Raw genomic sequence first — 20292 nt, forward strand, 5'->3', positions numbered from 1 at the left:
CGGTCAGGCAATCGCAGGCTGTCAGCGCCACCAGCGCGACCACATCAGACCGAGGTTCCACCGCCCCGTCACCCCACGGGACTACGGGAGATCCCCAAAAATGGGGGTTTAGCTCGACAGGTCGCGGAAACGCCGTGCGAGCGCGGTCAGCCCGGCGTCGGTGAGGGCGCCGAGGAGGCGCAGCCGGGCCATGCCGCCGTCCGGGAAGATGTCGAGCCGCGCGCGCGTCACCGCTTCGGGGACCCGGACGCGGAACCGGTGGCGGGTGTCGGGCTGCAGGCGGGTGCGGGGCAGCAGGTCCACCCAGCCGCCGTCGCCGTCGCGCCCGCGCACCGACGCCCAGCCGGGCGCGTTCCCCTTGAAGTGGCTGGTGTCCAGCTCGGCGAGCGCCACGACGCCCTGCCCGGCGAGCTCCACCTCGACCCAGTCGTTGCCGTCGTCGCGGCGGCGCGCGGTCTCCCAGCCCTCCCCCATCACGGCGGCCTGGCCGGGCGCGAGGAGGTTGGTGGGCGAGCCGTAGAACATGTCGCTGCACCCCACGACGCGCGCGCCGTTCTCCAGCGCGGCCAGGTCGACCGCGCCGGGCACCAGCAGCTCCGGGTCGGGCACCGGGTCGCCGTGCACGCGCAGCCGGGCGATGCCGCCGTCCGGGTGGGCGGTGAGGCGCACGTGCGTGAAGCGGCGCTCGGCGGTGACGGCGAAGTGGTGCTTGCGGTCGCCGCCGAGCGGGGCGCGCGGGACGATCACCCGCCAGCCGTCCAGTTCGGACGGGTCGGGGTGGCCGGGCGCGGACGTGGCCTCGACGGTCGCGGCGACCGGGTGGTTGCCGGTGAAGAACGCGGTGTCCACGACCACGCCCCGCACCACGCCCGGCAGGCCCAGGCGCACGATCGCCGCGTCGTCGCCGGGCTCGCGGCGGCGGCGGGTCTCCCAGCCGTCGTACACCTGGCCCTTGTGCCCGAACGTGTAGCTCTGGAACGCGGGTTCGGCGCGGTTGACCAGGTTCTCCCGCTCGGCGAAGAACTCGTCGTTGGCCCACACCACGCCGCCGCCGACGCCGCGCGACGCCAGGTCCGGCAGCCTCGTCCACTCCGGTGCGCTCATGCCGCTCCTCCGCCTCGGGTCAGGAACCGCCCGGACGGCGCGTCCCCGGTGATCCGGCGTCCGCGCAACCAGGTCCGCCGCACCTCGCCCGCCAGCGGCAGGCCGTGGTAGGCGGTGACCGGGTTGCGGTGGCGCAGGTGGGCGCGGTCCACGACGAAGGCGGCGTCGGGGGCGAACGCGCACAGGTCGGCGTCCGCGCCGGGCGCGATGCGGCCCTTGTGCCGCAGACCGGTGAGGTCGGCGGGGGCCGTGGACATCCAGCGGACCACGTCGGTGAGCGCGAAGCCCCGGCGGCGGGCCTGCGTCCACACGGCCGGGAGGCCCAGCTGGAGGCTCGCGACGCCGCCCCAGGCGGTGGCGAAGTCGCCGCGCTTGAGGTCGGGGGTGCACGGCGAGTGGTCGCTGACGACGAGGTCGAGCGCGCCGTCGCGCAGGGCCGCCCAGAGCAGCTCGCGGTTGGCGGCCTCGCGGATCGGGGGGCAGCACTTGAACGCGGTGGCGCCCTCGGGGATCTCCTCGGCGGTGAAGGTGAGGTAGTGCGGGCAGGTCTCGGCGGTGACGGGGACGCCGTCGCGCTTGGCCGCCGCGAGGTCGGCGGCGGCGCGGGCGCTGGAGACGTGCAGGACGTGCAGGCGGTGGCCGGTGTCGCGGGCGGCGGCGATGACGTCGGCGACGGCGCGCTGCTCGGCGGCGTGCGGGCGGGAGGCGAGGAAACCCGGGTAGTCGCCGCTCGCGGGCTCGGCGAGGTGGGCGGGGTCCTCGGCGTGGACGATCACCGGCAGGTCGGGTGGGAGGCGGGTGAGGGCGGCGCGCAGCCGGGGGACGTCGACGTGCGGGAACTCGTCGACGCCGGAGTGCGCGAGGAAGCACTTGAACCCGAAGACGCCCCGGTCGACGAGCGCGGCGAGCTGGTCGCCGTTGCCGGGCAGGAGACCGCCCCAGAAGCCGACGTCGACGTGCACGCGCCCGCGCGCGGCGTCGAGCTTGGCGTCGAGCGCGGCGGGGGTGGTGGTCGGGGGGAGGCTGTTGAGGGGCATGTCGACGATCGAGGTGACCCCGCCCGCGGCGGCGGCGAGCGTGGCGGTGGGGAAGCCCTCCCAGTCGGCGCGACCGGGGTCGTTGACGTGGACGTGGGTGTCGACCAGGCCGGGGATGAGGACCTCGTCGTCGGGCAGCTCGACCAGCTCGGCGCCTGCGCGGAGGGCTTCGCGGATGAGGTCGGCGGCCGGGGTGGCGGCCGGGTCGGCGGGGAACGGGCCGGTGGCGGCGAGCCCCGGAAGCGGTCCGGTGGGGGCTGCGCCGGCGTCGAACGGTCCGGCGCCGAACGGTCCGGCGCCGAACTGGCTGGTGCGGAACGGTCCGGTGGGCAGCGGGTCGGTGCCTGCGCGGCCGGGGCCGGTCGGGTCCGGGTGCGGGACGACGACGGTGATGCGGCCGTCCGCCACGCCGACGTCGGCGCCGATCTCGCCGTCCGGCGTGATCACGCGCTTCGCGCGGAAGACCAGGTCCATGCGGGTCAGGGTGCCGGCCGCGCGAAGCGCGGGCGAGGGCTGCGGGGCGGCGGTCTCCCGGTTGGCGGCAGGCGGGGTTCGGGCTTCCGGAACGGCGTCGGGCGAACGCGGCCGGTACGACCTTCCGGGGGTGTCGGGCGAGCCGGTGGTGTGGTTCGCGCGCGGGCCGAGGGCGGCGCGGCCGAAGTGGCGCACGGGCCTGAGGACACGAGCGGAGCCTGAGGCGGCGCATGGGGCCTAAAGCGATGTGCAGGGGCTAAGCGGCGCGCAGGGGTTAGGGCTGCGAACTTGTCCGTTGTCACGGCGACTTGCCAGCGTTGCGGCAAGCCACCGCAAGCCACCGCAAACCCCGTGCCTCCCGCGCCGTGGGAGCGCTCTCCCCGCCACCCCACACGGGGTTCCCCCGTCCGAAGGGCCCGGTGGTCTCCGGTTGACAGGGCTTCCGGGGCGCTCCTACCGTCGCGCAGGGTCGGGCCCGCGCAGTCGTCCCCCGGAGGGTGGGTGCCCATGACCGGTGCGGACAGCGGCGGGATCGGGTGGTTCGACGCGGGTGAGCCCTCCCTGCTCCGGCCCTTGGTGCTCGACTGCCTCGCGGTGCCCCGGTGGGTGGACGGCGTGCTCGCCGCGCGGCCGTTCGGGGTGGTGGAGCGGCTGGTCGCCGCGGCCGACGTGGTGCTGTCCGACGACGAGGTCCTCGGCGCCATCGCGCACCACCCCCGCATCGGTGAGCGCGGGCGCGGAACCTCCGCCGCCTGGTCGGATCGGGAGCAGTCCGGGGTGGACGGCTCGCTCTCCGCGCAGCTCACCGAGGCCAACGCGCGCTACGAGGCCCGGTTCGGGCACGTCTTCCTCGTCTGCGCCACCGGGTTGAGCGGGGCGGACGTGCTCCGGGCCGTGGAAGCGCGCATGGGGAACGACCCCGCTCACGAGCTCCGGGTCGTCAACCGCGAGCTGTGCCGGATCGCCGCCATCCGGCTGCGGAAGCTGGTGCACCGCGACTGAGGCAACCACCGCACCGACGCTGAGGAGTCATCCGATGGGGATCGTCCTGGGGCCGAACCAGTACGGCAAGGCCGAGGTCCGGCTCGTGTCCGTCACCCGTGACGGTGACACCCACTCGATAAAGGACCTCACCGTCAGCACCTCGCTGCGCGGCGACCTCGTCGACACCCACCTGACCGGCGACAACACCAAGGTCCTCGCCACCGACACCCAGAAGAACACCGCCTACGCCTTCGCCAAGCTCTACGGCGTCCACCAGGTCGAGGACTTCGCCCTCCGGCTCGCGCGGCACTTCGTGGCCGGCCAGGCGGCGATCACCGGGGCCCGCGTGCTCGTCGACGAGCACCTCTGGCAGCGCATCGAGACCAACGGGCACTCGTTCACCCGGTCGGGCGGGGAGATCAGGACCGCCGCCGTGACCGTCGACCACGACCGGGCCTGGGTGGTGTCCGGGCTCAAGGACCTCGTGGTGCTCAAGACCACCGGCTCGGAGTTCCACGGGTTCCCGCGCGACGAGTTCACCACCCTCGCCGAGACCGACGACCGGGTGCTCGCCACCTCGGTCACCGCGCGCTGGCGCCACTCCTCGGACGAGGTCGTCGACTGGGCCGCGAGCTACGCGGAGGTCCGCCGCGTGCTGCTGTCGACGTTCGCCGACAAGCACAGCCTCTCGCTCCAGCAGACCCTCTACGCCATGGCGGAGGCCGTCCTGCTGGCCCGCCCCGAGGTCGCCGAGGTGCGGCTGTCGATGCCGAACAAGCACCACGTCCCGGTGGACCTGTCCCCGTTCGGTCTGGACAACCGCAACGAGGTGTTCCACGCGCCCCAGAGCCCGTACGGGCTGATCGAGGGCTCGGCGCTGCGCGAGGAGGCCGAGGACGCGGGGCTGGCGTGGTACTCGATCGGGGAGTTCTAGCCCTCGATCGGGACGGAACAGGCCCCGGCGCTAGTCCGGGATCGCGGACCTCCGCGTCCGCCACGACGGGAACAGGTCGGCCTCGGTGTACCACCGCACCGCGTCCGGCCTGCGCGCCGTGGCCAGGAACTCCAGCACCAGCGCCCGCAGCACCTCCAGCGGCACGCCGACGCCGGGCGGGAAGTCCGTGTACGCCTCGTTGACGTGCGGCGCCCGCTCGTCCCCGACCGGCCACCCGGAGAAGTCCGGGTCGACGTAGTGCAGGTACCCCCACGCGCCGCGCACGGCGAGCACGACGCTGTGGTCGCACTCCCCCTCGTCGTCGGTGTCGCGGCCGAAGTGCTCCAGGGTCGCGTCGTTGCACCCCGGAGCGCCCAGCGCCTCGATCAGCAGGTCGACGTCCGCCGGGCACGCCACCACCCGGTAGCGGTGCTCGGCGCTGTCGAAGTCCGGCAACCCGCTCCACAGCCCGGCTCGTACGCTCATGCGCCCCACACTGTCCCGTTGGCGGTCACCGTGGTCACGGCATGGCGGACTATCACCCAATCCAGCGAGAGCCATCACCGTGAGGGACGGTCACCGCCCACGCCGGGCCAGGTTCCGCAGCTCCGGTACGCCCAGACCAGTGACGGCGTTGACCTCTTCGGGGGTCAACGCGCCGCAGTCGAGCGCACGCACGAATGTCTCCGACAGCGCCTGCGCGGTCGCGGGCTCGTCCAGCACCGCCCCGGCCACCCGTTCGGCGTAGGCCCGCAGCCGCGCGGCCGAGGTCGCCAGCCCCTCCCGGTGGTAGGCGTGCACCGCCGCGTACCGGGTGACCAGCTGCGCCGGGTGCAGGTCCCAGCCCTGGTGGAAGCCGTGCGCGAGCGAGCGCCGCACCAGCCGGTAGTGCGTGCGCCAGCCCTCGCGCACCGCGTCGCCGACCGGGAGGACGTTGGTGGACCCGTCGGACAGCTCGACCCCGCGCCCGGCCGCCGCGAGCTGCATGACGTGCCGGGCGAAGTCGCAGGCCGAGTGCGCGAGGTGCTGGTGGGCGGCTCCGAGCCCGCACCCGGCGGTGTAGTCGTAGGTGCCGAAGTGCAGCCCGCTGACCCGCCCGCGCCCGGCCTCCAGGTAGCCGGGCAGGGCGAGCAGCCCGGACGCGTCGACCACGGACCGGGTGGTCTCGACCTGGACCTCGAACCGCAGCGGGACGCCGAACAGGTCGAGCACGTCCCCGAACACCTCGACCTGCCGCCGCGAGGTGACCTTCGGGAAGGTGATCACGAAGCCGGGCGGCGGCCCGCCGAGGGCGGTGAGGAACACGTCGAGCGTGCGCACCCCGCGCCGCACCAGCTCGGGGGTGTCGAAGGACTTGATCCGCACCCCGAACCGGCCGGGCGCGACCCCGGCGTCCAGCCACGCCCGCACCAGCAGCGCGGTCCGCTCGGCGTCGGCGTCCTCCTCGGCGTCGGGGCGCGAGCCGTAGCCGTCCTCGAAGTCGATCCGCAGGTCCTCGACGGGTTCGGCGGCCAGCTTGGCCCGCACCCCGGCGTGCACGTCGGCGGCGAGCGCGGGCTCCAGGTCGAGCAGCTCGGTCAGCCCTTCGGGGGAAGGCACGTGACCCTCCAGCGCAGCAAGCGCTTGCGCACCCCACTCGGTCACCACGTCCGGGTGAACCCGGTCGGCCGGGACGTAGCAGGTGTGCACCGGCTGACGCCCCTCCGGCCAGCGCGGCGTGAAGTACTCCAGCCGCGCGGTGGCGGCGGCCAGGGCGTCCGCGGGCAGCGACGTGCGCGGCACGTCAGGCGATGTGCCGGTAGGCGGGCAGGGTCAGGAAGTCGACGAAGTCGTCGGCGAGCGCGACCCGGTCGAACAGCTCCACCGCCACGTCCAGGTGCTCGGACGCCCCGGCCCCGGCCAGCTCCGCGCGCACCTCGGCCAGCACCCCGCGCACCAGCTCGGCCGTCACCGGCGTCCCGTCCTCCAGCACCACCCCGTTGTGCACCCACTGCCACAGCTGCGACCGCGAGATCTCGGCCGTGGCCGCGTCCTCCATCAGGTCGTGGATCGCCGCCGCCCCGTTGCCGCCGAGCCACGACAGCAGGTACCGCACCCCGACGTCCACGGCGGACCGCAGCCCGGCGGCGGTCGCCGACCCGCCCGCGGACGCGAAGTCCAGCAGCTGCGAGGCGGTCACCGACACCTCGTTCCGCGTCACGTCCAGCTGGTTCGGCCTCGTCCCGAGCCGCGCGTCGAACACCTCGCGGCACACCGGCACCAGGTCCGGGTGCGCCACCCACGACCCGTCGAACCCGTCACCGGCCTCGCGGGTCTTGTCCTCGCGCACCTTCGCCAGCGCCCGCCCGGTCACCTCGGGGTCGCGCCGGTTCGGGATGAACGCCGCCATGCCGCCGATCGCGAACGCCCCGCGCTTGTGGCAGGTCCGCACCAGCAGCTCGGTGTAGGCGCGCATGAACGGCGCGGTCATGGTGATGGCGTTGCGGTCGGGCAGCACGGCCTCGCGCCCGGCGTCGCGGAAGTACTTGATGACGCTGAACAGGTAGTCCCACCGGCCCGCGTTGAGCCCGGAGGCGTGCTCGCGCAGCTCGTGCAGGATCTCCTCCATCTGGAACGCGGCCGGGATCGTCTCGATGAGGACGGTCGCCCGGATCGTGCCCTGCGCGATGCCCAGCTCGGCCTGGGCGAACGTGAAGACGTCGTTCCACAGCCGGGCTTCCAGGTAGCTCTCCAGCTTCGGCAGGTAGTAGTACGGCCTGCCGAGGGCGCCGTTGTGGAAGAAGTGCAGCCCGAAGTCGACCAGCGCGCCGATGGCGGGCCTGCCCTCGACCTCGATGCCGCGCTCGGGCAGGTGCCAGCCGCGCGGGCGCACCACGATCGCCGGGCGCGGGCCCTCGGCCAGCTCGTACCGCTTGCCCTCGGGCGAGGTGTGCGAGATGTCCCCGCGCGCCGCGTCGTACAGGTTGACCTGCCCGGACACCACGTTGCGCCAGTGCGGCGTGTTGGCGTCCTCCAGGTCGGCGAGCCACACCTTCGCGCCGGAGTTGAGGGCGTTGATCGCCATCTTGCGCTCGGTGGGCCCGGTGATCTCGACCCGGCGGTCGCGCAGCGGTTCGGGGGCGGGGGCGACCTGCCACTCGCCCTCGCGCACGTCGGCGGTCTCGGCGAGGAACCCGAGCGGTCCCCGGTCGGCGCGGCGGGCGATCAGCTCGTCGCGGGTGGCGGCGAAGGAGCGGTGCAGCTTGGCCACGAACTCCAGCGCGTCCGGGGTCAGGACCTGCTCGCCGCGCTCGACCGCGCCACCGAGAACTCGGATTCCGGTCATGCTGGATGCCTCCCTGGATGCCGCGTCGGATGCCGTGCTGCGCCGATTTTCTGCTTTGCGGACTATAGTTACCGCATAGCGGAACGGCAATGGAGGGAGCGTGTCCGAAGGTGTCGCGCGAGAGCGGTGGCGTGCAGTCCCTCCAGCGAGCCTTCGACCTGCTGGAGCGGCTCGCCGACGCGGGCGGTGAGGCGAGCCTGTCGGAGCTGGCGGCCGTCTCCGGGCTGCCGCTGCCGACCATCCACCGGCTCATCCGCACCCTGGTCGACCTGGGCTACGTGCGCCAGCACGACAACCGCCGGTACGCGCTCGGCCCGAGGCTGATCCGGCTCGGCGAGGGCGCGGGCAGGCAGTTCGGCACGTGGGCGCGCCCGCTGCTGGCCGAGCTGGTGGACGAGACCGGCGAGACGGCGAACCTGGCGGTGCTCGACGGCGACGAGATCGTGTACGTGGCGCAGGCCCCGTCGCGGCACTCGATGCGGATGTTCACCGAGGTCGGCAGGCGGGTGCTGCCGCACGCGACCGGCGTCGGCAAGGCGGTGCTGGCCGCGCTGCCCCGCGACCGGGCGCGGGAGCTGCTGGAGCGCACCGGGCTGCCCGCGCGCACCCCGAACACGATCACCGACCTGGGCGCGATGCTGGCCGAGCTGGACCTGGTCGCCGCGCGCGGGCACGCGCTGGACGAGGGCGAGCAGGAGCTGGGCGTGCGGTGCGTGGCGGTGGCCGTGCCGGGCGGTCCGACGCCCGCGGCGGTGTCGGTGTCCGGTCCGGAGGGACGGCTGACGCGGGAGGCGGCGGAGGGGATCACCGGGCTGCTGCACGGGATCGCCGACCGGCTGGCCTCGCGTCCCACGATGGGCTGATGCGCCGGACGGCCCGCCCGGCCGGTCGGGAAGGATCTCCGCCGTGGCGACATCTCACTACGGCCGGACGCTGACCCTGTTCTGGAACGACTCGAACGTGGTGGGGCGGTGGAGCGACGGCGCCCAACTGCCCCCCGTGCCCGCTCCCGAGCCCGGCGGGGACGTCGACTGGGTGGTCGGCCTGATCGAGGGCTACCGGCGGGAGTTCCCCGGCGCCCGCGTGCGGGCGACCAACCGGGAGAGCTGGCTGGAGCCCAGGAGCGGTCGGGTGACGGCGGCGCGGTTCCGCGCGCTGGCGGACTACCCGGTGGCGCTGCCCGAGGGCCCGGCGCTGCACCCGCTGCACTTCCACCTGGACGCCGGTGACGCCAGGGAGTGCTGGCACTGGTGCTCCGAGGTCGTGCACGCGCGGGCCGCGTTCGACGTGGCCGGCTAGGCGGGCGGGACCGGAGAACGGCGGAGGGGCGGGGAACCCGATCGGTTCCCCGCCCCTCTCGCGTCAGATCGGCCCCCGGCGGGACCGGCCCGGTGGACCGGTCCCGACAGGATCAGCCCTGGCCGAGCAGCGCGTCCACGAACGCGGCGGGCTCGAACGGCGCCAGGTCGTCCGCGCCCTCGCCGAGCCCGACCAGCTTCACCGGCACGCCCAGCTCGCGCTGCACCTGGAACACGATGCCGCCCTTGGCGGTGCCGTCCAGCTTGGTCAGCACGATGCCGGTCACGTCCACGACCTCGGAGAACACGCGGGCCTGGGTGAGCCCGTTCTGCCCGGTGGTCGCGTCGAGCACGAGCAGCACCTCGTCGACCTTGGTCTGCTTCTCCACCACCCGCTTGACCTTGCCGAGCTCGTCCATCAGCCCGGTCTTGGTGTGCAGGCGGCCCGCCGTGTCGACCAGGACGGTGTCGACGCCCTCGCCGACGCCCTGCTTGACCGCGTCGAACGCGACCGACGCCGGGTCGCCGCCCTCGGGGCCGCGCACGGTGCGCGCGCCGACCCTGGAGCCCCAGGTGGCGAGCTGGTCGGCGGCGGCGGCGCGGAACGTGTCGGCCGCGCCGAGCAGCACGGTGCGGCCGTCGGCGATGAGCACGCGGGCGAGCTTGCCGGTGGTGGTGGTCTTGCCGACGCCGTTGACGCCGACCACGAGCAGCACGGCGGGCTTGCCGTCGTGCGGGAGGGCGTGCAGCGAGCGGTCCATCGACGGGTGCAGCGCGTCCACGAGGACCTCGCGCAGCAGCGTCCTGGCCTGCTCGGGGGTGCGCACGCCGCGCGCCGCGATCTGCTGCCGCAGCGCCTCCACGACCTGCATGGTCACCGCCGCGCCGAGGTCCGCCATGAGCAGCGTGTCCTCGACGTCGGTCCACGAGTCCTCGTCCAGGTCGCCCGCGCCGAGCAGGCCGAGCAGGCCGGAGCCGAGCGTGGAGCGGGACCGGCTGAGCCTGCCGCGCAACCGCTCCAGGCGGCCCGCCGTCGGCTCGATCTCGTCGATCTCCGAGGACTCCTCGGGGAGCTGGACGTCGACCAGTCCGGGTCGGACCGAGTCGCGCGGCACCGACGCGTCGTCGCCGACGCCGGGCTGTCCGTCCACCTCGGTCCGGTCGGCCACCGGGTGCCGGACCGGCTCGGGGGCCTCGACCGGGACGACCGGCTCGACGGGCGCCGCGGTGTCGACGGGCACGGAGATGTCGACCGGGGCCGGGGTCTCGACCGGAGCGTCCTCGCCGACGGGCTCGTCCACCACCGGCGCGGCGGCCTCGGCCCGCTTCGCGGGGGGCTCCTCGGCGGGCTTGGCCGCCGCGGGCTTCGCCGCCGGTTCCGGTTCGGCGGGCTTGGTCGCGGGACCTCCGGGCTGGGCGAACGTGATCCCACCGCCCGCCCGGTACCCCTTGGTGACGGGGCGGTCGGGTTCCTTCTCGGTGAGGGAGATCCGCCTGCGCCGGGAGAGCGCGACACCGGCCACGAGGGCGACCGCGAGCAGCGCCGCGACGAGGACGACGATCCAGATCAGGGTCGTGGTGGACACCGGCCAATCCTCCCACGCCTGCGCATGTGGTCGATCAACGAGAAGAGCTTGCACCTGGCAACTTCTCCACAACCCCCCTTGTGCCGACGCCCCGCGTCGAATAGACCACTTGACGTGAGGGTGATCGGGCTCCACTCCGGCACGTCGGCGGACGCCGTCGACGTGGCGGTCGCCGACCTGTCCCTGGACGGCCCGGTGGTCGTGCTCTCCCCCGTCGAGCACGCGGAACACCCGTTCCCGGAGCGGCTGCGGGCCGTCCCGACCGGAGCCGGGGACGTGTGCGCCCTCGACACCGGGCTGGGGCAGCTCTTCGGCCGGATCGCCGCCGGATATCGAGGCGACCTGGTCTCGTCACTCGGACAGACCGCGCACCACCGGGTGGAGAACGGGACCTGCCTCGGCACGCTCCAGCTCGGCGAGCCCGCCTGGATCGCCGAGGCGACCGGCCTGCCGGTGGTGTCCGGCTTCCGCCAGCGCGACGTCGCGGCGGGCGGTCACGGCGCGCCGCTGGCCAGCGCGCTCGACGTGCTGTGGCTGGCCGAGTTATCCCGCACCGCCCCGGCCGCCGCCCTGAACCTGGGCGGCATCGCGAACGTCACCCTGGTGCGGCGCGGCCACCCGCCGTCCGCCTGCGACACCGGCCCCGGCAACGCGCTCCTGGACGCGGCGGCGCAGCGGATCACCGGGACGCCCTGCGACGTCGACGGCGCGCTCGCCCTGCGCGGCGCCGTCCACCCCGGACTGCTCGACCGGCTGCTCGCCGACCCGCACTACGCGCGCCCCGCGCCGAAGTCCACCGGCAAGGAGCACTTCAACGCCGGCCACCTGGACCGCGCCACCGAGGGCCTCGCGCTCACCCCCGAGGACCTGCTCGCCACCCTGGTCGAGCTGACCGCCCGCACCGCCGCCCGCGCCTGCGCCGACGCGCGCCTGGTCGTGGTCTCCGGCGGCGGCACCCGCAACCCCGCGCTGATGGCGGCCCTGCGCCGCCACCTGCCGGGGTCCGACGTGCGCCCCAGCGACGACCTCGGCCTTCCCGCCGGGGCCAAGGAGGCGCACCTGACCGCGCTGCTGGGCTTCCTGGCCTGGCACGGCCTTCCGGGCAACGTCCCGGCCGCGACCGGCGCGCGCGGGCCGCGCCCGTTGGGCTCCATCACCCCCGGACGGGCGCCGCTGCGCCTTCCGGAGCCCGCCACCACCCCGGTCACCGGTCTGAGAATCGGAGGAAGCCGTGCGCGCACTTGACCTCGCGATCGTGGTGCTTTTCCTGGTGGGGATGCCGCTGCTGGGCGTGTGGATCGGCGGCAGGCAGCGATCCGCGACCGACTACTTCGTCAGCGAGCGCTCCATCTCGTGGTGGGTGGTGTGCGTGTCGGTGGTCTCCGCGGAGACCTCGACGCTGACCGTGCTGAGCGTGCCGACCGTGGCCTACGGCGGCGGCATGACGTTCCTGTCGCTGGCGTTCGGCTACCTGCTGGGCCGGATCGTGGTGTCGTTCGTGCTGCTGCCGAAGTACGTGGCGGGCGAGCTGGTCACCGCGTACGGGTACCTGGGGCAGCGGTTCGGCTCCGGGCTGCAGGGCACCGCGTCGGTGGCGTTCCTGGTGACCCGCCTGCTCGCGGACGGGCTGCGGCTGTTCGCGACCGCGATCCCGGTGAAGGTCGTGCTGTCCGCGTACGGGGTGAACGCCTCGTACTGGCTGATCGTGGCCGTGCTCGGCGCGGCGATGGTGGTCTACAGCTTCCTCGGCGGGGTGCGCGCGGTCGTGTGGGTCGACGCCATCCAGATGCTCTGGTACGTCCTCGGCGCGGTCGCGGTGATCGTCGTGCTGTCCGGGCGGTTGCCCGGCGACTGGGTCGGGCGGGCCGCCGACGCGGACAAGTTCCAGTTCCTGGACCTGGTCGCCAGCCCGCTGACCAGCCCGTACGCCGCGCTGACCGCGTTCGTGGGCGGCGCGGTGCTGTCCATGGCCTCGCACGGCGCCGACCAGCTCGTGGTGCAGCGGCTGATGGCGACCAAGGACGTGCGGGCGAGCCAGAAGGCGCTCATCGGCAGCGGCGTGGTGGTGCTGCTCCAGTTCGGGCTGTTCCTGGTGATCGGCGTGATGCTGTGGGCCTACTACGAGGGCGCGCACCCGGTGAAGGACCTCGGGCTGAACAACGCGGACGAGCTGTTCGCGAGCTTCATCGTCAACGACATGCCGTCCGGGCTGTCCGGGTTCGTCATCGCGGGCATCCTGGCCGCCGCGCTCAGCTCCTCGCTGGGCGCGCTGGCCTCGTCCACGGTCACCGACGTCTACCAGAAGCTCGTGCGCAGGCCGCTGTCCGAGGACGAGGTGCTGCGGCAGGGTCGCCTGTGGACGGTGGTGTGGGCGGTGCTGCTGGTGGTGTTCGCCGGGCTGTTCTCGTCGTTCACCACGCGCGGCAACCCGATCGTCGAGCAGGGGCTGTCGATCGCGGGCTTCACCTACGGGGCGCTGCTCGGCGCGTTCCTGCTGGGGCTGGTGTTCCGCCAGGCGCGGCAGCCGGACGCGATCGCGGCGTTCGCGGTGACCGTGGTGGTGATGGCGTTCGTGATCCTGGGCGTGAAGTTCAGGGGCCCCGACCTGGAGCTGACCGTGGACTTCTCGCCCGCGTCGGCGGCGGGGCAGCTGTGGGCGCCCGCGTACCCCTGGTACACCCCGCTCGGGGTGCTGGTGACGCTCGTGGTCGGCGGGCTGCTGTCGCTGCGGCACGGGAGGGCGGGCCGCCGGATCGGCTGAGCGGCGGCGGCGGCGGTCGACGGCGAGACGGCACGCGACGAGGCCGTGCACGGCGAGGCGGCCTGCGGCGGGGCGGTCCACGGCGAGGCGGCACGCGGCGAGACGGCACGCGCCGCACGGTGCGGGACGGCCCGCCCGCGCGCCTTCGGGCAGGCGCGGGCGGGCCGGTCCTCGGGGGCGTCGCAGCCGGTCGGCACACCCCGACCAGCGCTGGAGCCCGGTGCTCTGAGGGGATCGGGCGAGGGGATCGGGCGAGGGGATCGGGCGGAGAAGATCGGTCAGCCCGCGGCGGCGTTCCCGCTCGCCGGGGCGGACGGCCCGGACGGCCCGATCGACGCGGTCAGGCCGCGCGGCCCGCGCGGCGGGCGTCGAGGGGGGACTGCTGTCGGAACCCCAGCCGGGTGAACATCCGCTCGGACGCCGCACCGCCCTCGGTGGTGGCGGTGGCGGCGGAGGCCTCGGGGCGCGCCCCGTGCTCCACGGCGAGTTTCCACACGAGCTCGGCGACGAGGGCGCCGCCGATCCCGCGTCCTCGGGCGGAGGGCTCGACGGCCACGTGCTCCACCCGGTACCGCTCCTGCTCCGCCCGACCGGCCGCGTAGCCGAGCACCCGCTCCCCGTCGCGCGCCACGACCACCGCGCGCCCGCCGGTCCCCGCCGAGGCGACCAGCCCGGCCCCGGACTCCCCCACCTCGGGGAAGCAGCGCTCGTGCAGCGCCGCGACGGCCGTGCGCACGCCCAGCGCGCCGTCGTCCCCGCGCGCGGGCAGCGCCCCGGTGCCCCAGCCCGCCTCGGCGCTCGGGCAGGTGGCCTCGCTCAGCAGCAGGCCGCGCACGGCGGCGGCGTCGGCGGTCAGCTCCTCGCCCGCGCCGCCCACGGCGAACCCGTGCCTGGCGGCGAACGCGGCGAGCCGCAGGTGCGCGGGACCGCCCCGCACCTCCCGCTCCGCGACGCCCGCCAGCAGCGGCTCGACGGCGGCCAGCAGGGCGTCGGCGGTGCTGTCCCAGATCCGGCCGCCCGCCGGGTGGTTGACCGGGACGTCGACGAACGGGCCGTGCAGCACGACCCGGTCGGAGACGGGGTCGACGGCGGCGGTGAGCAGGCCCCGGACGCGACCTCGGCGGTCGGTCGCGACGGCGGAACCGGCGGGCCAGCCGGGCGCGGGGTCCACCAGCAGGTCCAGGTGGTGCGCGCTGTCGGCGGGGAGGCCCGCCAGCAGGTCGAGGGTGTCGTTCAGGTCAGCGGCGACTGCGATTCGGATGTCGTACATGTCTGGCATGGTCACGCGGACACCGACTCGAACGCGAGGGAGTTTCCGGCATGGCTGGTGGAGCGGGTGGCAGGACGGCCGACGACGGGGCTGGTGGGCCGGACGGCGCGCTGACCGGAGCCGACGTGCGGAGCGCGGCCGGGGAGTGCGCGGCGTTCCTGGCCGGGTTCGCGGACCGGGACTGGGCGGTCCCCGTCCCCGGCCTGGACTGGACGGTCGCGCGGACCCTCGCGCACCTGGTGGACTGCCTGCGCTGGTACGCGCTGGACCTCGCGGGCGGGGTGGAGGAGCTGGACTGCTGGCTGGAGCCGACCGACGCCACCGCCGACCCCGCGATGCTGGTCAGGGTGCTGCGCGCCCAGTCCGAGGTGCTGGCCGCCACGATCGACGCGGCCCCGCCCGGCCACCGGGGCTGGCACCCGAGCGGCCTTCCCGAGCCCGCCGGGTTCGCCGCGATGGCCTGCGACGAGCTGCTCGTGCACACCTGGGACGCGGGTCGCGGGCTCGGCGCGGAGTTCACCCCGACCGGTCGCCAGGCCGCCGCGACGCTGGCCCGGCTGTTCCCCGCGCACGAGCCCGGAGCGGACGCGTGGCGCGCCCTGCTGTGGGCCAACGGGCGCGTCGAGCTGCCCGGCAGGCCCCTGCGGACCGGGTGGAAGTGGCACGGCGATCCCTTGACGTGACCCCGGTGGGCTTGCCGCGCGGATGCCGGTGGTAGACCCTCGTGGGGTGAGTGAGGAAACGATCCATCTGGAGTTGAACGACAACGGGGTGGCGGTGGACCTCCCGGTGCCCTCCAACGGTCGGGATCAAGTCCAGGAAGTTCCCTATCGGCCGGTCGAGTTCCGCGACAACGACCTCCCGAGCGCCTTGGAGCGGGCGGCGACGTGGCTGCGGCAGACCCAGGAGTGGCTGGGTGAGGCGGTCGACGTGATCTCGGTCCACCTGGACTACGACGACACCAAGGGCTCGCCCTACTTCAACCTCAAGCTGCTGTGCAACGAGGAAGACCTGGCGGGCGTGCCGAAGGTGCGCAGGGAGCACGGGGAGCGCTGATCCGCGTGCGAGCGTGAACCGGCCTCGCGGTGTGCCCGACACGGGCGCACCGCGGGTGCTGCCAGGGGTTGATCGCGTACGGTTCATCACATGGCAGACCTCGTGTACCCGCCGGTCGTCGCGCTCGCGAAGACGTTGTTCCGGGCACTTGACCTGCGCATCGACATCCGGGGCGCGGAGCACGTGCCCACGACGGGCGGTGCGGTCCTGGCGACGAACCACATCAGCTACCTCGACTTCATCCTCGCCGGCTACGGCGCGCAGCCGGCCAAGCGCCTGGTGCGCTTCATGGCCAAGGACGCGATCTTCCGCAACAAGATCGCGGGCCCGCTGATGCGGGGCATGAAGCACATCTCCGTCGACCGCTCGGCGGGCAAGGAGTCGTACGAGAAGGCGCTCGCGGCGCTGCGCTCGGGCGAGGTCGTCGGGATCTTCCCCGAGGGGACGACCGGCCGGTCGTACGTGGTCAACACGGTCAAGAGCGGCGCGTACCGGCTGGCCAACGCGGCGGGCGTCCCGCTGATCCCGATGGCGCTGTGGGGCACGCAGCGGCTGCTGGGCAAGGGCACCCCGAGGAACCTGACGCAGCGGCACGTCCCGATCACGGTGGAGATCGGCGCGCCGTTCGCGCCCGCCAACGAGACCGAGCTGCGGACCCGGCTGCAGGAGCTGCTGGACAAGGCGCAGCGGGACTACCCGGACGACGGCGTCGGCCAGTGGTGGCACCCCGCGCACCTGGGCGGCACCGCGCCGACCCCCGAGGAGGTCGCGGTGCTGGACGCGAAGGCCAGGGAAGCGCGGGAAGCCAGGGGCAAGCGCGCCTAGTCGACCCGCCAGGGGCGCCCGGCCGACGGGCGCCCCGGCTCAGGACGCCTCGCGCCCGCGCAGCCGCTGCGAGATCACCTGGCTGATGCCGTCGCCGCGCATGGACACGCCGTACAGGGCGTCGGCGATCTCCATGGTCGGCTTCTGGTGGGTGATGATCAGCAGCTGCGAGCGCTCCCTCAGCTGCTCGAACAGGCTGATCAGCCGGTGCAGGTTGGTGTCGTCCAGCGCCGCCTCGACCTCGTCCATGACGTAGAACGGCGACGGCCTGGCCCGGAAGATCGCCACCAGCATCGCCACGGCGGCCAGCGACTTCTCGCCGCCGGACAGCAGCGACAGCCGCTTGACCTTCTTGCCGGGCGGGCGTGCCTCCAGCTCGATGCCGGTGGTGAGCATGTCGTCGGGCTCGGTGAGCACCAACCGGCCCTCACCGCCGGGGAAGAGCACCTCGAACACGACCTGGAACTCCCTGGCCACGTCCTCGTAGGCCAGCGTGAAGACCTCCAGGATCTTGTCGTCGACCTCCTTGACGACGGTCAGCAGGTCGCGCCGGGTGGCCTTGATGTCCTCCAGCTGGTTGGACAGGAACTTGTACCGCTCCTCCAGCGCCGCGAACTCCTCCAGCGCCAGCGGGTTGACCTTGCCCAGCAGCGACAGGTCCCGCTCGGCGCGCTTGGCCCGCCGCGCCTGGGTGTCCCGGTCGTAGGGGATCGGCATGGGGGCGGTGACCGCCTCGCCGCGCTCCTTGGCGGCCTCGTACTCGGCCAGCTCACCGGCGGACGGCGGCACGTGCACGTCCGGCCCGTACTCGGCGACCAGGTCGTCCAGCCCGATCCCGAAGTCCTCGGAGATCTTGACCTCGAGCTGCTCGATCCGCAGCCGCTGCTCGGCCCGCAGCACCTCGTCCCGGTGCACCGCGTCGGTGAGCTTCTCCAGCTCGCCGGACATCTCCCGCACCAGCCCGCGCACCTGCCCGAGCAGCGCCTCGTGCCGCGCCCTGCGCTCCTGTGCGGCGTCCCGCTCGCGGGCGGCCCGGTCCAGCGAGACCGCGATCCGCTCCAGCGCGACCTCGCCGCCGCGCACCACGGCGGAGGCGACGACCGCGCCGCGCGCCCGCGCCGCCAGCGCCCGCTGCGCGCGCTCCCGCGTCTCCCGCTCGGCGCGCGCGGCCCGCCGCAGGCCCTCGGCCTTGCCCTGCAGCGCGCGGGCCCGCTCCTCGGCGGTGCGCAGCGTCAGCCGGGCGTCCATCTCGCCCTGCCTGGCGGAGGCCAGCTCGGCGGCGGCCTCGTCGCGCTGGGCGGTGTCGGGCTCGTCGTCCAGCGGCTGCTCCTCGGCGACCAGGAGGCGCTCCTCCAGCTCGGCGAGCTTGAGCAGGTTCTCCTCGCGGGCGGCCTCGACCTTCTCCCGCTGCCCGCGCGCCCGGTCCACCTCGGCCTCGGCGGACCGCACGGCCGCCGCGAGCCGGTTGAGCCGCTCCGACGAGCGGGCCCTGCGGACCTTGGCCTCGTTGAGCTGCTCCTTGAGGGCCGACGCCTCGCCGCGCCGGGCCTGCTGCTCGGCGCGCGCCCCGTCCAGCGCGGGCCCGGAGTGCTCCAGCGCCCGCTCGGCGAGCGCGAGCTTCTCGGACGCCTCGTCCACGGCGGCCTGCACCTCGATGACGCTCTGGCTGCGCCCGGACCCGCCGGTCGCCCAGTCCGACCCGAGCAGGTCGCCCTCGCCGGTGACCGCCCGCAGCCCTGGGTGCGCCCGGACGAGCGCGTCGGCGGCGGCCAGGTCGGCGACCACGGCGAGCCCGTGCAGCGCGCGGGCCACGGCGGGCCGCAGCGACTCGGGGGCGCGGACCAGGTCGACGGCCCAGCGCGCGCCGCCCGGCAGCGCGGGCAGCGCCCCCGTCGGCGGCTCGCCGCCGCCGATGACGACCCCGGCGCGCCCGGCGTCCTCGGTCTTGAGCAGCTCCAGCGCGGCGAGCGCGTCGTCGCCGGAGGCCACCGCGATCGCGTCCGCGACCGGCCCGAGCGCGGCGGCCAGCGCCACCTCGTTGCCGGGCTCCACGGTCAGCAGCGCCGCGACCGACCCGAGCAGGCCGGGCAGCTGGGACGCGAGCAGCGCGCCCGCCCCGTCCTTGCGGGTGAGCCCGAGCGAGAGGGCGTCCACGCGCGCCTTCCACGAGGCGATGTCCCGCTCGGCCGCGCGCTCGGCCTTGACCAGCTCCTCGACCCGCCGCCGCGCCGAGTCCTCGGCCTCGACCGCGTGCCGGTGCCGCTCCTGGACGCCCGCGTCGTCCTCGTCCTCGCTGTCGGTGCTCTCGCGCGCCTCGGCCAGCTCCTCCTGGGCGACCTCGGACCGCTCGACGGCCTCGGTCAGCGCCGTCGACAGCCGCTCGATCTCCTCGGCGGTGGCGTTGGTCTTGGACCGCAGCGCCTCCACCTGACCGGACAGCCGGGCCAGTCCCTCGCGCCGGTCGGCGATCGCCCGCACGGCCGCCAGGTGCGCCTTCTCGGCGGCGGACACCACGCGCTCCAGCTCGGCGCGGGTCTCCACGGCCTCGGCCAGCCCGACCCGCGCCTCGGTGACGCCCTCCTGCAGCTCCAGCTCCAGCGCGGCGGTCTGCTCGGCCTCGGCCTCCAGCTCCTCCGGGTCGCGCCCGCCCCTGGGCGCGTCGACCGACGCCTTCAGGTGCCGCTCGCGCTCGACGGCCAGCCGGACCGTGCCGCGCAGCCGCTCCTCCAGCGCGGAGAGCCGGTACCAGGTGTCCTGGGCCTGCTGGAGCTTGGGCGCGTCGGCGGACACGACCTCCTCCAGCTCGTTCTGCTGCACCTGCGCCTGCTGGAGCGAGCGCTCGACCTCGGCGCGGCGGGCGCGCGCGGCGGCCTCGTCCTGCTCGTCGCGGGCCAGCGACTCGCGCTGGGTGACCAGGTCGTCGGCGAGCAGGCGCATCCGGGAGTCGCGCAGCTCGGCCTGCACGGTCTGGGCGCGCCGGGCGATCTCGGCCTGCTTGCCCAGCGGCTTGAGCTGGCGGCGCAACTCGGCGGTGAGGTCGGTGAGGCGGGTCAGGTTGGCCTGCATCGCCTCCAGCTTCCGCAGCGCCTTCTCCTTGCGCTTGCGGTGCTTGAGGACGCCCGCGGCCTCCTCGATGAAGGCGCGGCGCTCCTCCGGCTTGGACTCCAGGATCGCGGAGAGCTGGCCCTGGCCGACGATGACGTGCATCTCGCGGCCGATGCCGGAGTCCGACAGCAGCTCCTGGATGTCCATGAGCCTGCACGAGCTGCCGTTGATCTCGTACTCGGTGGCGCCCTCGCGGAACATCCGGCGGGTGATCGACACCTCGGTGTACTCGATGGGCAGCGCGCCGTCGGCGTTGTCGATGGTGAGGGTGACCTCGGCGCGGCCCAGCGGCGCGCGGCCGGAGGTGCCCGCGAAGATGACGTCCTCCATCTTGCCGCCGCGCAGGTCCTTCGCGCCCTGGGTGCCCATCACCCAGCGCAGCGCGTCGAGCACGTTCGACTTGCCGGACCCGTTGGGGCCGACCACGCACGTGATGCCGGGCTCGAAGCGCAGGGTGGTAGCCGAGGCGAAGGACTTGAAGCCCTTCAGCGTCAGGCTCTTGAGGTGCACGCCGCGCACCCTACCCGTGCCCG

At 74.5% G+C, this 20292-nt stretch carries 16 protein-coding genes and 1 pseudogene; 9 read left to right on the forward strand and 8 right to left on the reverse strand.

The genetic code is table 11. The features are described 5' to 3' along the window. Positions 1–108: 108 nt before the first annotated feature. Positions 109–1104, reverse strand: a complete 996-nt coding sequence (gene alc, locus AMIR_RS29415; RefSeq protein ID WP_015804629.1) for an allantoicase — start codon at positions 1102–1104, stop codon at positions 109–111. Beyond that, positions 1101–2309 (reverse strand): annotated as a pseudogene (allB, locus tag AMIR_RS29420) (allantoinase AllB); the annotation flags it as partial. The gene alc and the pseudogene allB, both read right to left, overlap by 4 nt. An 813-nt stretch (positions 2310–3122) precedes the next feature. Between allB and AMIR_RS29425 the strand changes: the two are divergent. Next, positions 3123–3617, forward strand: coding sequence for a 2-oxo-4-hydroxy-4-carboxy-5-ureidoimidazoline decarboxylase (locus tag AMIR_RS29425; protein WP_015804631.1), 495 nt, complete (start codon positions 3123–3125; stop codon positions 3615–3617). Positions 3618–3651: 34 nt separating this feature from the next. Then, positions 3652–4533, forward strand: a complete 882-nt coding sequence (gene pucL, locus AMIR_RS29430; RefSeq protein ID WP_015804632.1) for a factor-independent urate hydroxylase — start codon at positions 3652–3654, stop codon at positions 4531–4533. A 30-nt stretch (positions 4534–4563) separates the two neighbouring features. Here pucL and AMIR_RS29435 read toward each other — a convergent pair whose 3' ends face one another. The 3 genes from AMIR_RS29435 to aceB form a co-directional block, all read right to left on the reverse strand. Continuing rightward, the gene (locus tag AMIR_RS29435) at positions 4564–5019 is read right to left on the reverse strand and encodes an Imm1 family immunity protein (RefSeq protein ID WP_015804633.1); all 456 of its coding nucleotides are present in this window, start codon (positions 5017–5019) and stop codon (positions 4564–4566) included. 90 nt (positions 5020–5109) lie between these two features. After that, the gene (locus AMIR_RS29440) at positions 5110–6315 is read right to left on the reverse strand and encodes a DUF6986 family protein (RefSeq protein WP_015804634.1); all 1206 of its coding nucleotides are present in this window, start codon (positions 6313–6315) and stop codon (positions 5110–5112) included. 1 nt (position 6316) lies between these two features. Continuing rightward, entirely contained in the window at positions 6317–7858 is a 1542-nt protein-coding gene (gene aceB / locus AMIR_RS29445) for a malate synthase A (RefSeq protein WP_015804635.1), read from the reverse strand. A gap of 89 nt (positions 7859–7947) precedes the next feature. Here aceB and AMIR_RS29450 point away from each other — a divergent pair, with 89 nt between their 5' ends. Together AMIR_RS29450 and AMIR_RS29455 are read left to right on the forward strand one after the other, a co-directional pair. Next, positions 7948–8721: an IclR family transcriptional regulator gene (locus AMIR_RS29450; RefSeq protein ID WP_015804636.1), complete on the forward strand. Its 774-nt coding sequence runs from the start codon at positions 7948–7950 to the stop codon at positions 8719–8721. Positions 8722–8764: 43 nt separating this feature from the next. After that, entirely contained in the window at positions 8765–9157 is a 393-nt protein-coding gene (locus tag AMIR_RS29455) for a hypothetical protein (RefSeq protein WP_015804637.1), read from the forward strand. Positions 9158–9269: 112 nt separating this feature from the next. On the opposite strand, the gene ftsY is transcribed toward AMIR_RS29455, so the two are convergent. Beyond that, positions 9270–10742, reverse strand: a complete 1473-nt coding sequence (gene ftsY, locus AMIR_RS29460; protein ID WP_015804638.1) for a signal recognition particle-docking protein FtsY — start codon at positions 10740–10742, stop codon at positions 9270–9272. 120 nt (positions 10743–10862) lie between these two features. Here ftsY and AMIR_RS29465 point away from each other — a divergent pair, with 120 nt between their 5' ends. Next, positions 10863–11987, forward strand: coding sequence for an anhydro-N-acetylmuramic acid kinase (locus AMIR_RS29465; RefSeq protein ID WP_015804639.1), 1125 nt, complete (start codon positions 10863–10865; stop codon positions 11985–11987). Then, positions 11974–13503 carry a sodium:solute symporter gene (locus tag AMIR_RS29470; RefSeq protein ID WP_015804640.1) on the forward strand — a complete coding sequence of 510 codons (1530 nt, stop codon included), beginning with the start codon at positions 11974–11976 and terminating at the stop codon, positions 13501–13503. Before AMIR_RS29465 ends, AMIR_RS29470 begins: the two co-directional genes overlap by 14 nt. A 340-nt stretch (positions 13504–13843) precedes the next feature. Here the strand turns inward: AMIR_RS29470 and AMIR_RS41315 are convergent, their stop codons facing one another. Beyond that, positions 13844–14773 carry a GNAT family N-acetyltransferase gene (locus tag AMIR_RS41315; protein WP_041837117.1) on the reverse strand — a complete coding sequence of 310 codons (930 nt, stop codon included), beginning with the start codon at positions 14771–14773 and terminating at the stop codon, positions 13844–13846. 50 nt (positions 14774–14823) lie between these two features. Between AMIR_RS41315 and AMIR_RS29480 the strand changes: the two genes are divergently transcribed. The 3 genes from AMIR_RS29480 to AMIR_RS29490 all read left to right on the forward strand — a co-directional run bounded on the left by AMIR_RS29480 (position 14824) and on the right by AMIR_RS29490 (position 16654). Continuing rightward, positions 14824–15456, forward strand: coding sequence for a maleylpyruvate isomerase family mycothiol-dependent enzyme (locus AMIR_RS29480; protein WP_015804642.1), 633 nt, complete (start codon positions 14824–14826; stop codon positions 15454–15456). A gap of 46 nt (positions 15457–15502) precedes the next feature. Continuing rightward, positions 15503–15829: a hypothetical protein gene (locus AMIR_RS29485; RefSeq protein ID WP_041837118.1), complete on the forward strand. Its 327-nt coding sequence runs from the start codon at positions 15503–15505 to the stop codon at positions 15827–15829. A gap of 90 nt (positions 15830–15919) precedes the next feature. Further along, entirely contained in the window at positions 15920–16654 is a 735-nt protein-coding gene (locus AMIR_RS29490; RefSeq protein WP_015804644.1) for a lysophospholipid acyltransferase family protein, read from the forward strand. A gap of 39 nt (positions 16655–16693) precedes the next feature. Here the strand turns inward: AMIR_RS29490 and smc are convergent, their stop codons facing one another. After that, complete coding sequence (gene smc, locus AMIR_RS29495) at positions 16694–20269, reverse strand: chromosome segregation protein SMC (RefSeq protein ID WP_041838485.1); 3576 nt, start codon at positions 20267–20269, stop codon at positions 16694–16696. Between the last annotated feature and the right edge of the window lie 23 nt (positions 20270–20292).

This window comes from Actinosynnema mirum DSM 43827 (assembly GCF_000023245.1).
In the GTDB taxonomy this organism is placed as follows: Bacteria; Actinomycetota; Actinomycetes; order Mycobacteriales; family Pseudonocardiaceae; genus Actinosynnema; species Actinosynnema mirum.

What these genes read in the sequence shown, in the direction of transcription:
- AMIR_RS29435 (WP_015804633.1), bottom strand. Translation starts at nt 5,019, where the DNA reads ATGAGCGTACGAGCCGGGCTGTGGAGCGGGTTGCCGGACTTCGACAGC.
- pucL (WP_015804632.1), top strand. Translation starts at nt 3,652, where the DNA reads ATGGGGATCGTCCTGGGGCCGAACCAGTACGGCAAGGCCGAGGTCCGG.
- AMIR_RS41315 (WP_041837117.1), bottom strand. Translation starts at nt 14,773, where the DNA reads ATGTACGACATCCGAATCGCAGTCGCCGCTGACCTGAACGACACCCTC.
- aceB (WP_015804635.1), bottom strand. Translation starts at nt 7,858, where the DNA reads ATGACCGGAATCCGAGTTCTCGGTGGCGCGGTCGAGCGCGGCGAGCAG.
- AMIR_RS29425 (WP_015804631.1), top strand. Translation starts at nt 3,123, where the DNA reads ATGACCGGTGCGGACAGCGGCGGGATCGGGTGGTTCGACGCGGGTGAG.
- AMIR_RS29450 (WP_015804636.1), top strand. Translation starts at nt 7,948, where the DNA reads ATGGAGGGAGCGTGTCCGAAGGTGTCGCGCGAGAGCGGTGGCGTGCAG.
- AMIR_RS29480 (WP_015804642.1), top strand. Translation starts at nt 14,824, where the DNA reads ATGGCTGGTGGAGCGGGTGGCAGGACGGCCGACGACGGGGCTGGTGGG.
- alc (WP_015804629.1), bottom strand. Translation starts at nt 1,104, where the DNA reads ATGAGCGCACCGGAGTGGACGAGGCTGCCGGACCTGGCGTCGCGCGGC.
- AMIR_RS29490 (WP_015804644.1), top strand. Translation starts at nt 15,920, where the DNA reads ATGGCAGACCTCGTGTACCCGCCGGTCGTCGCGCTCGCGAAGACGTTG.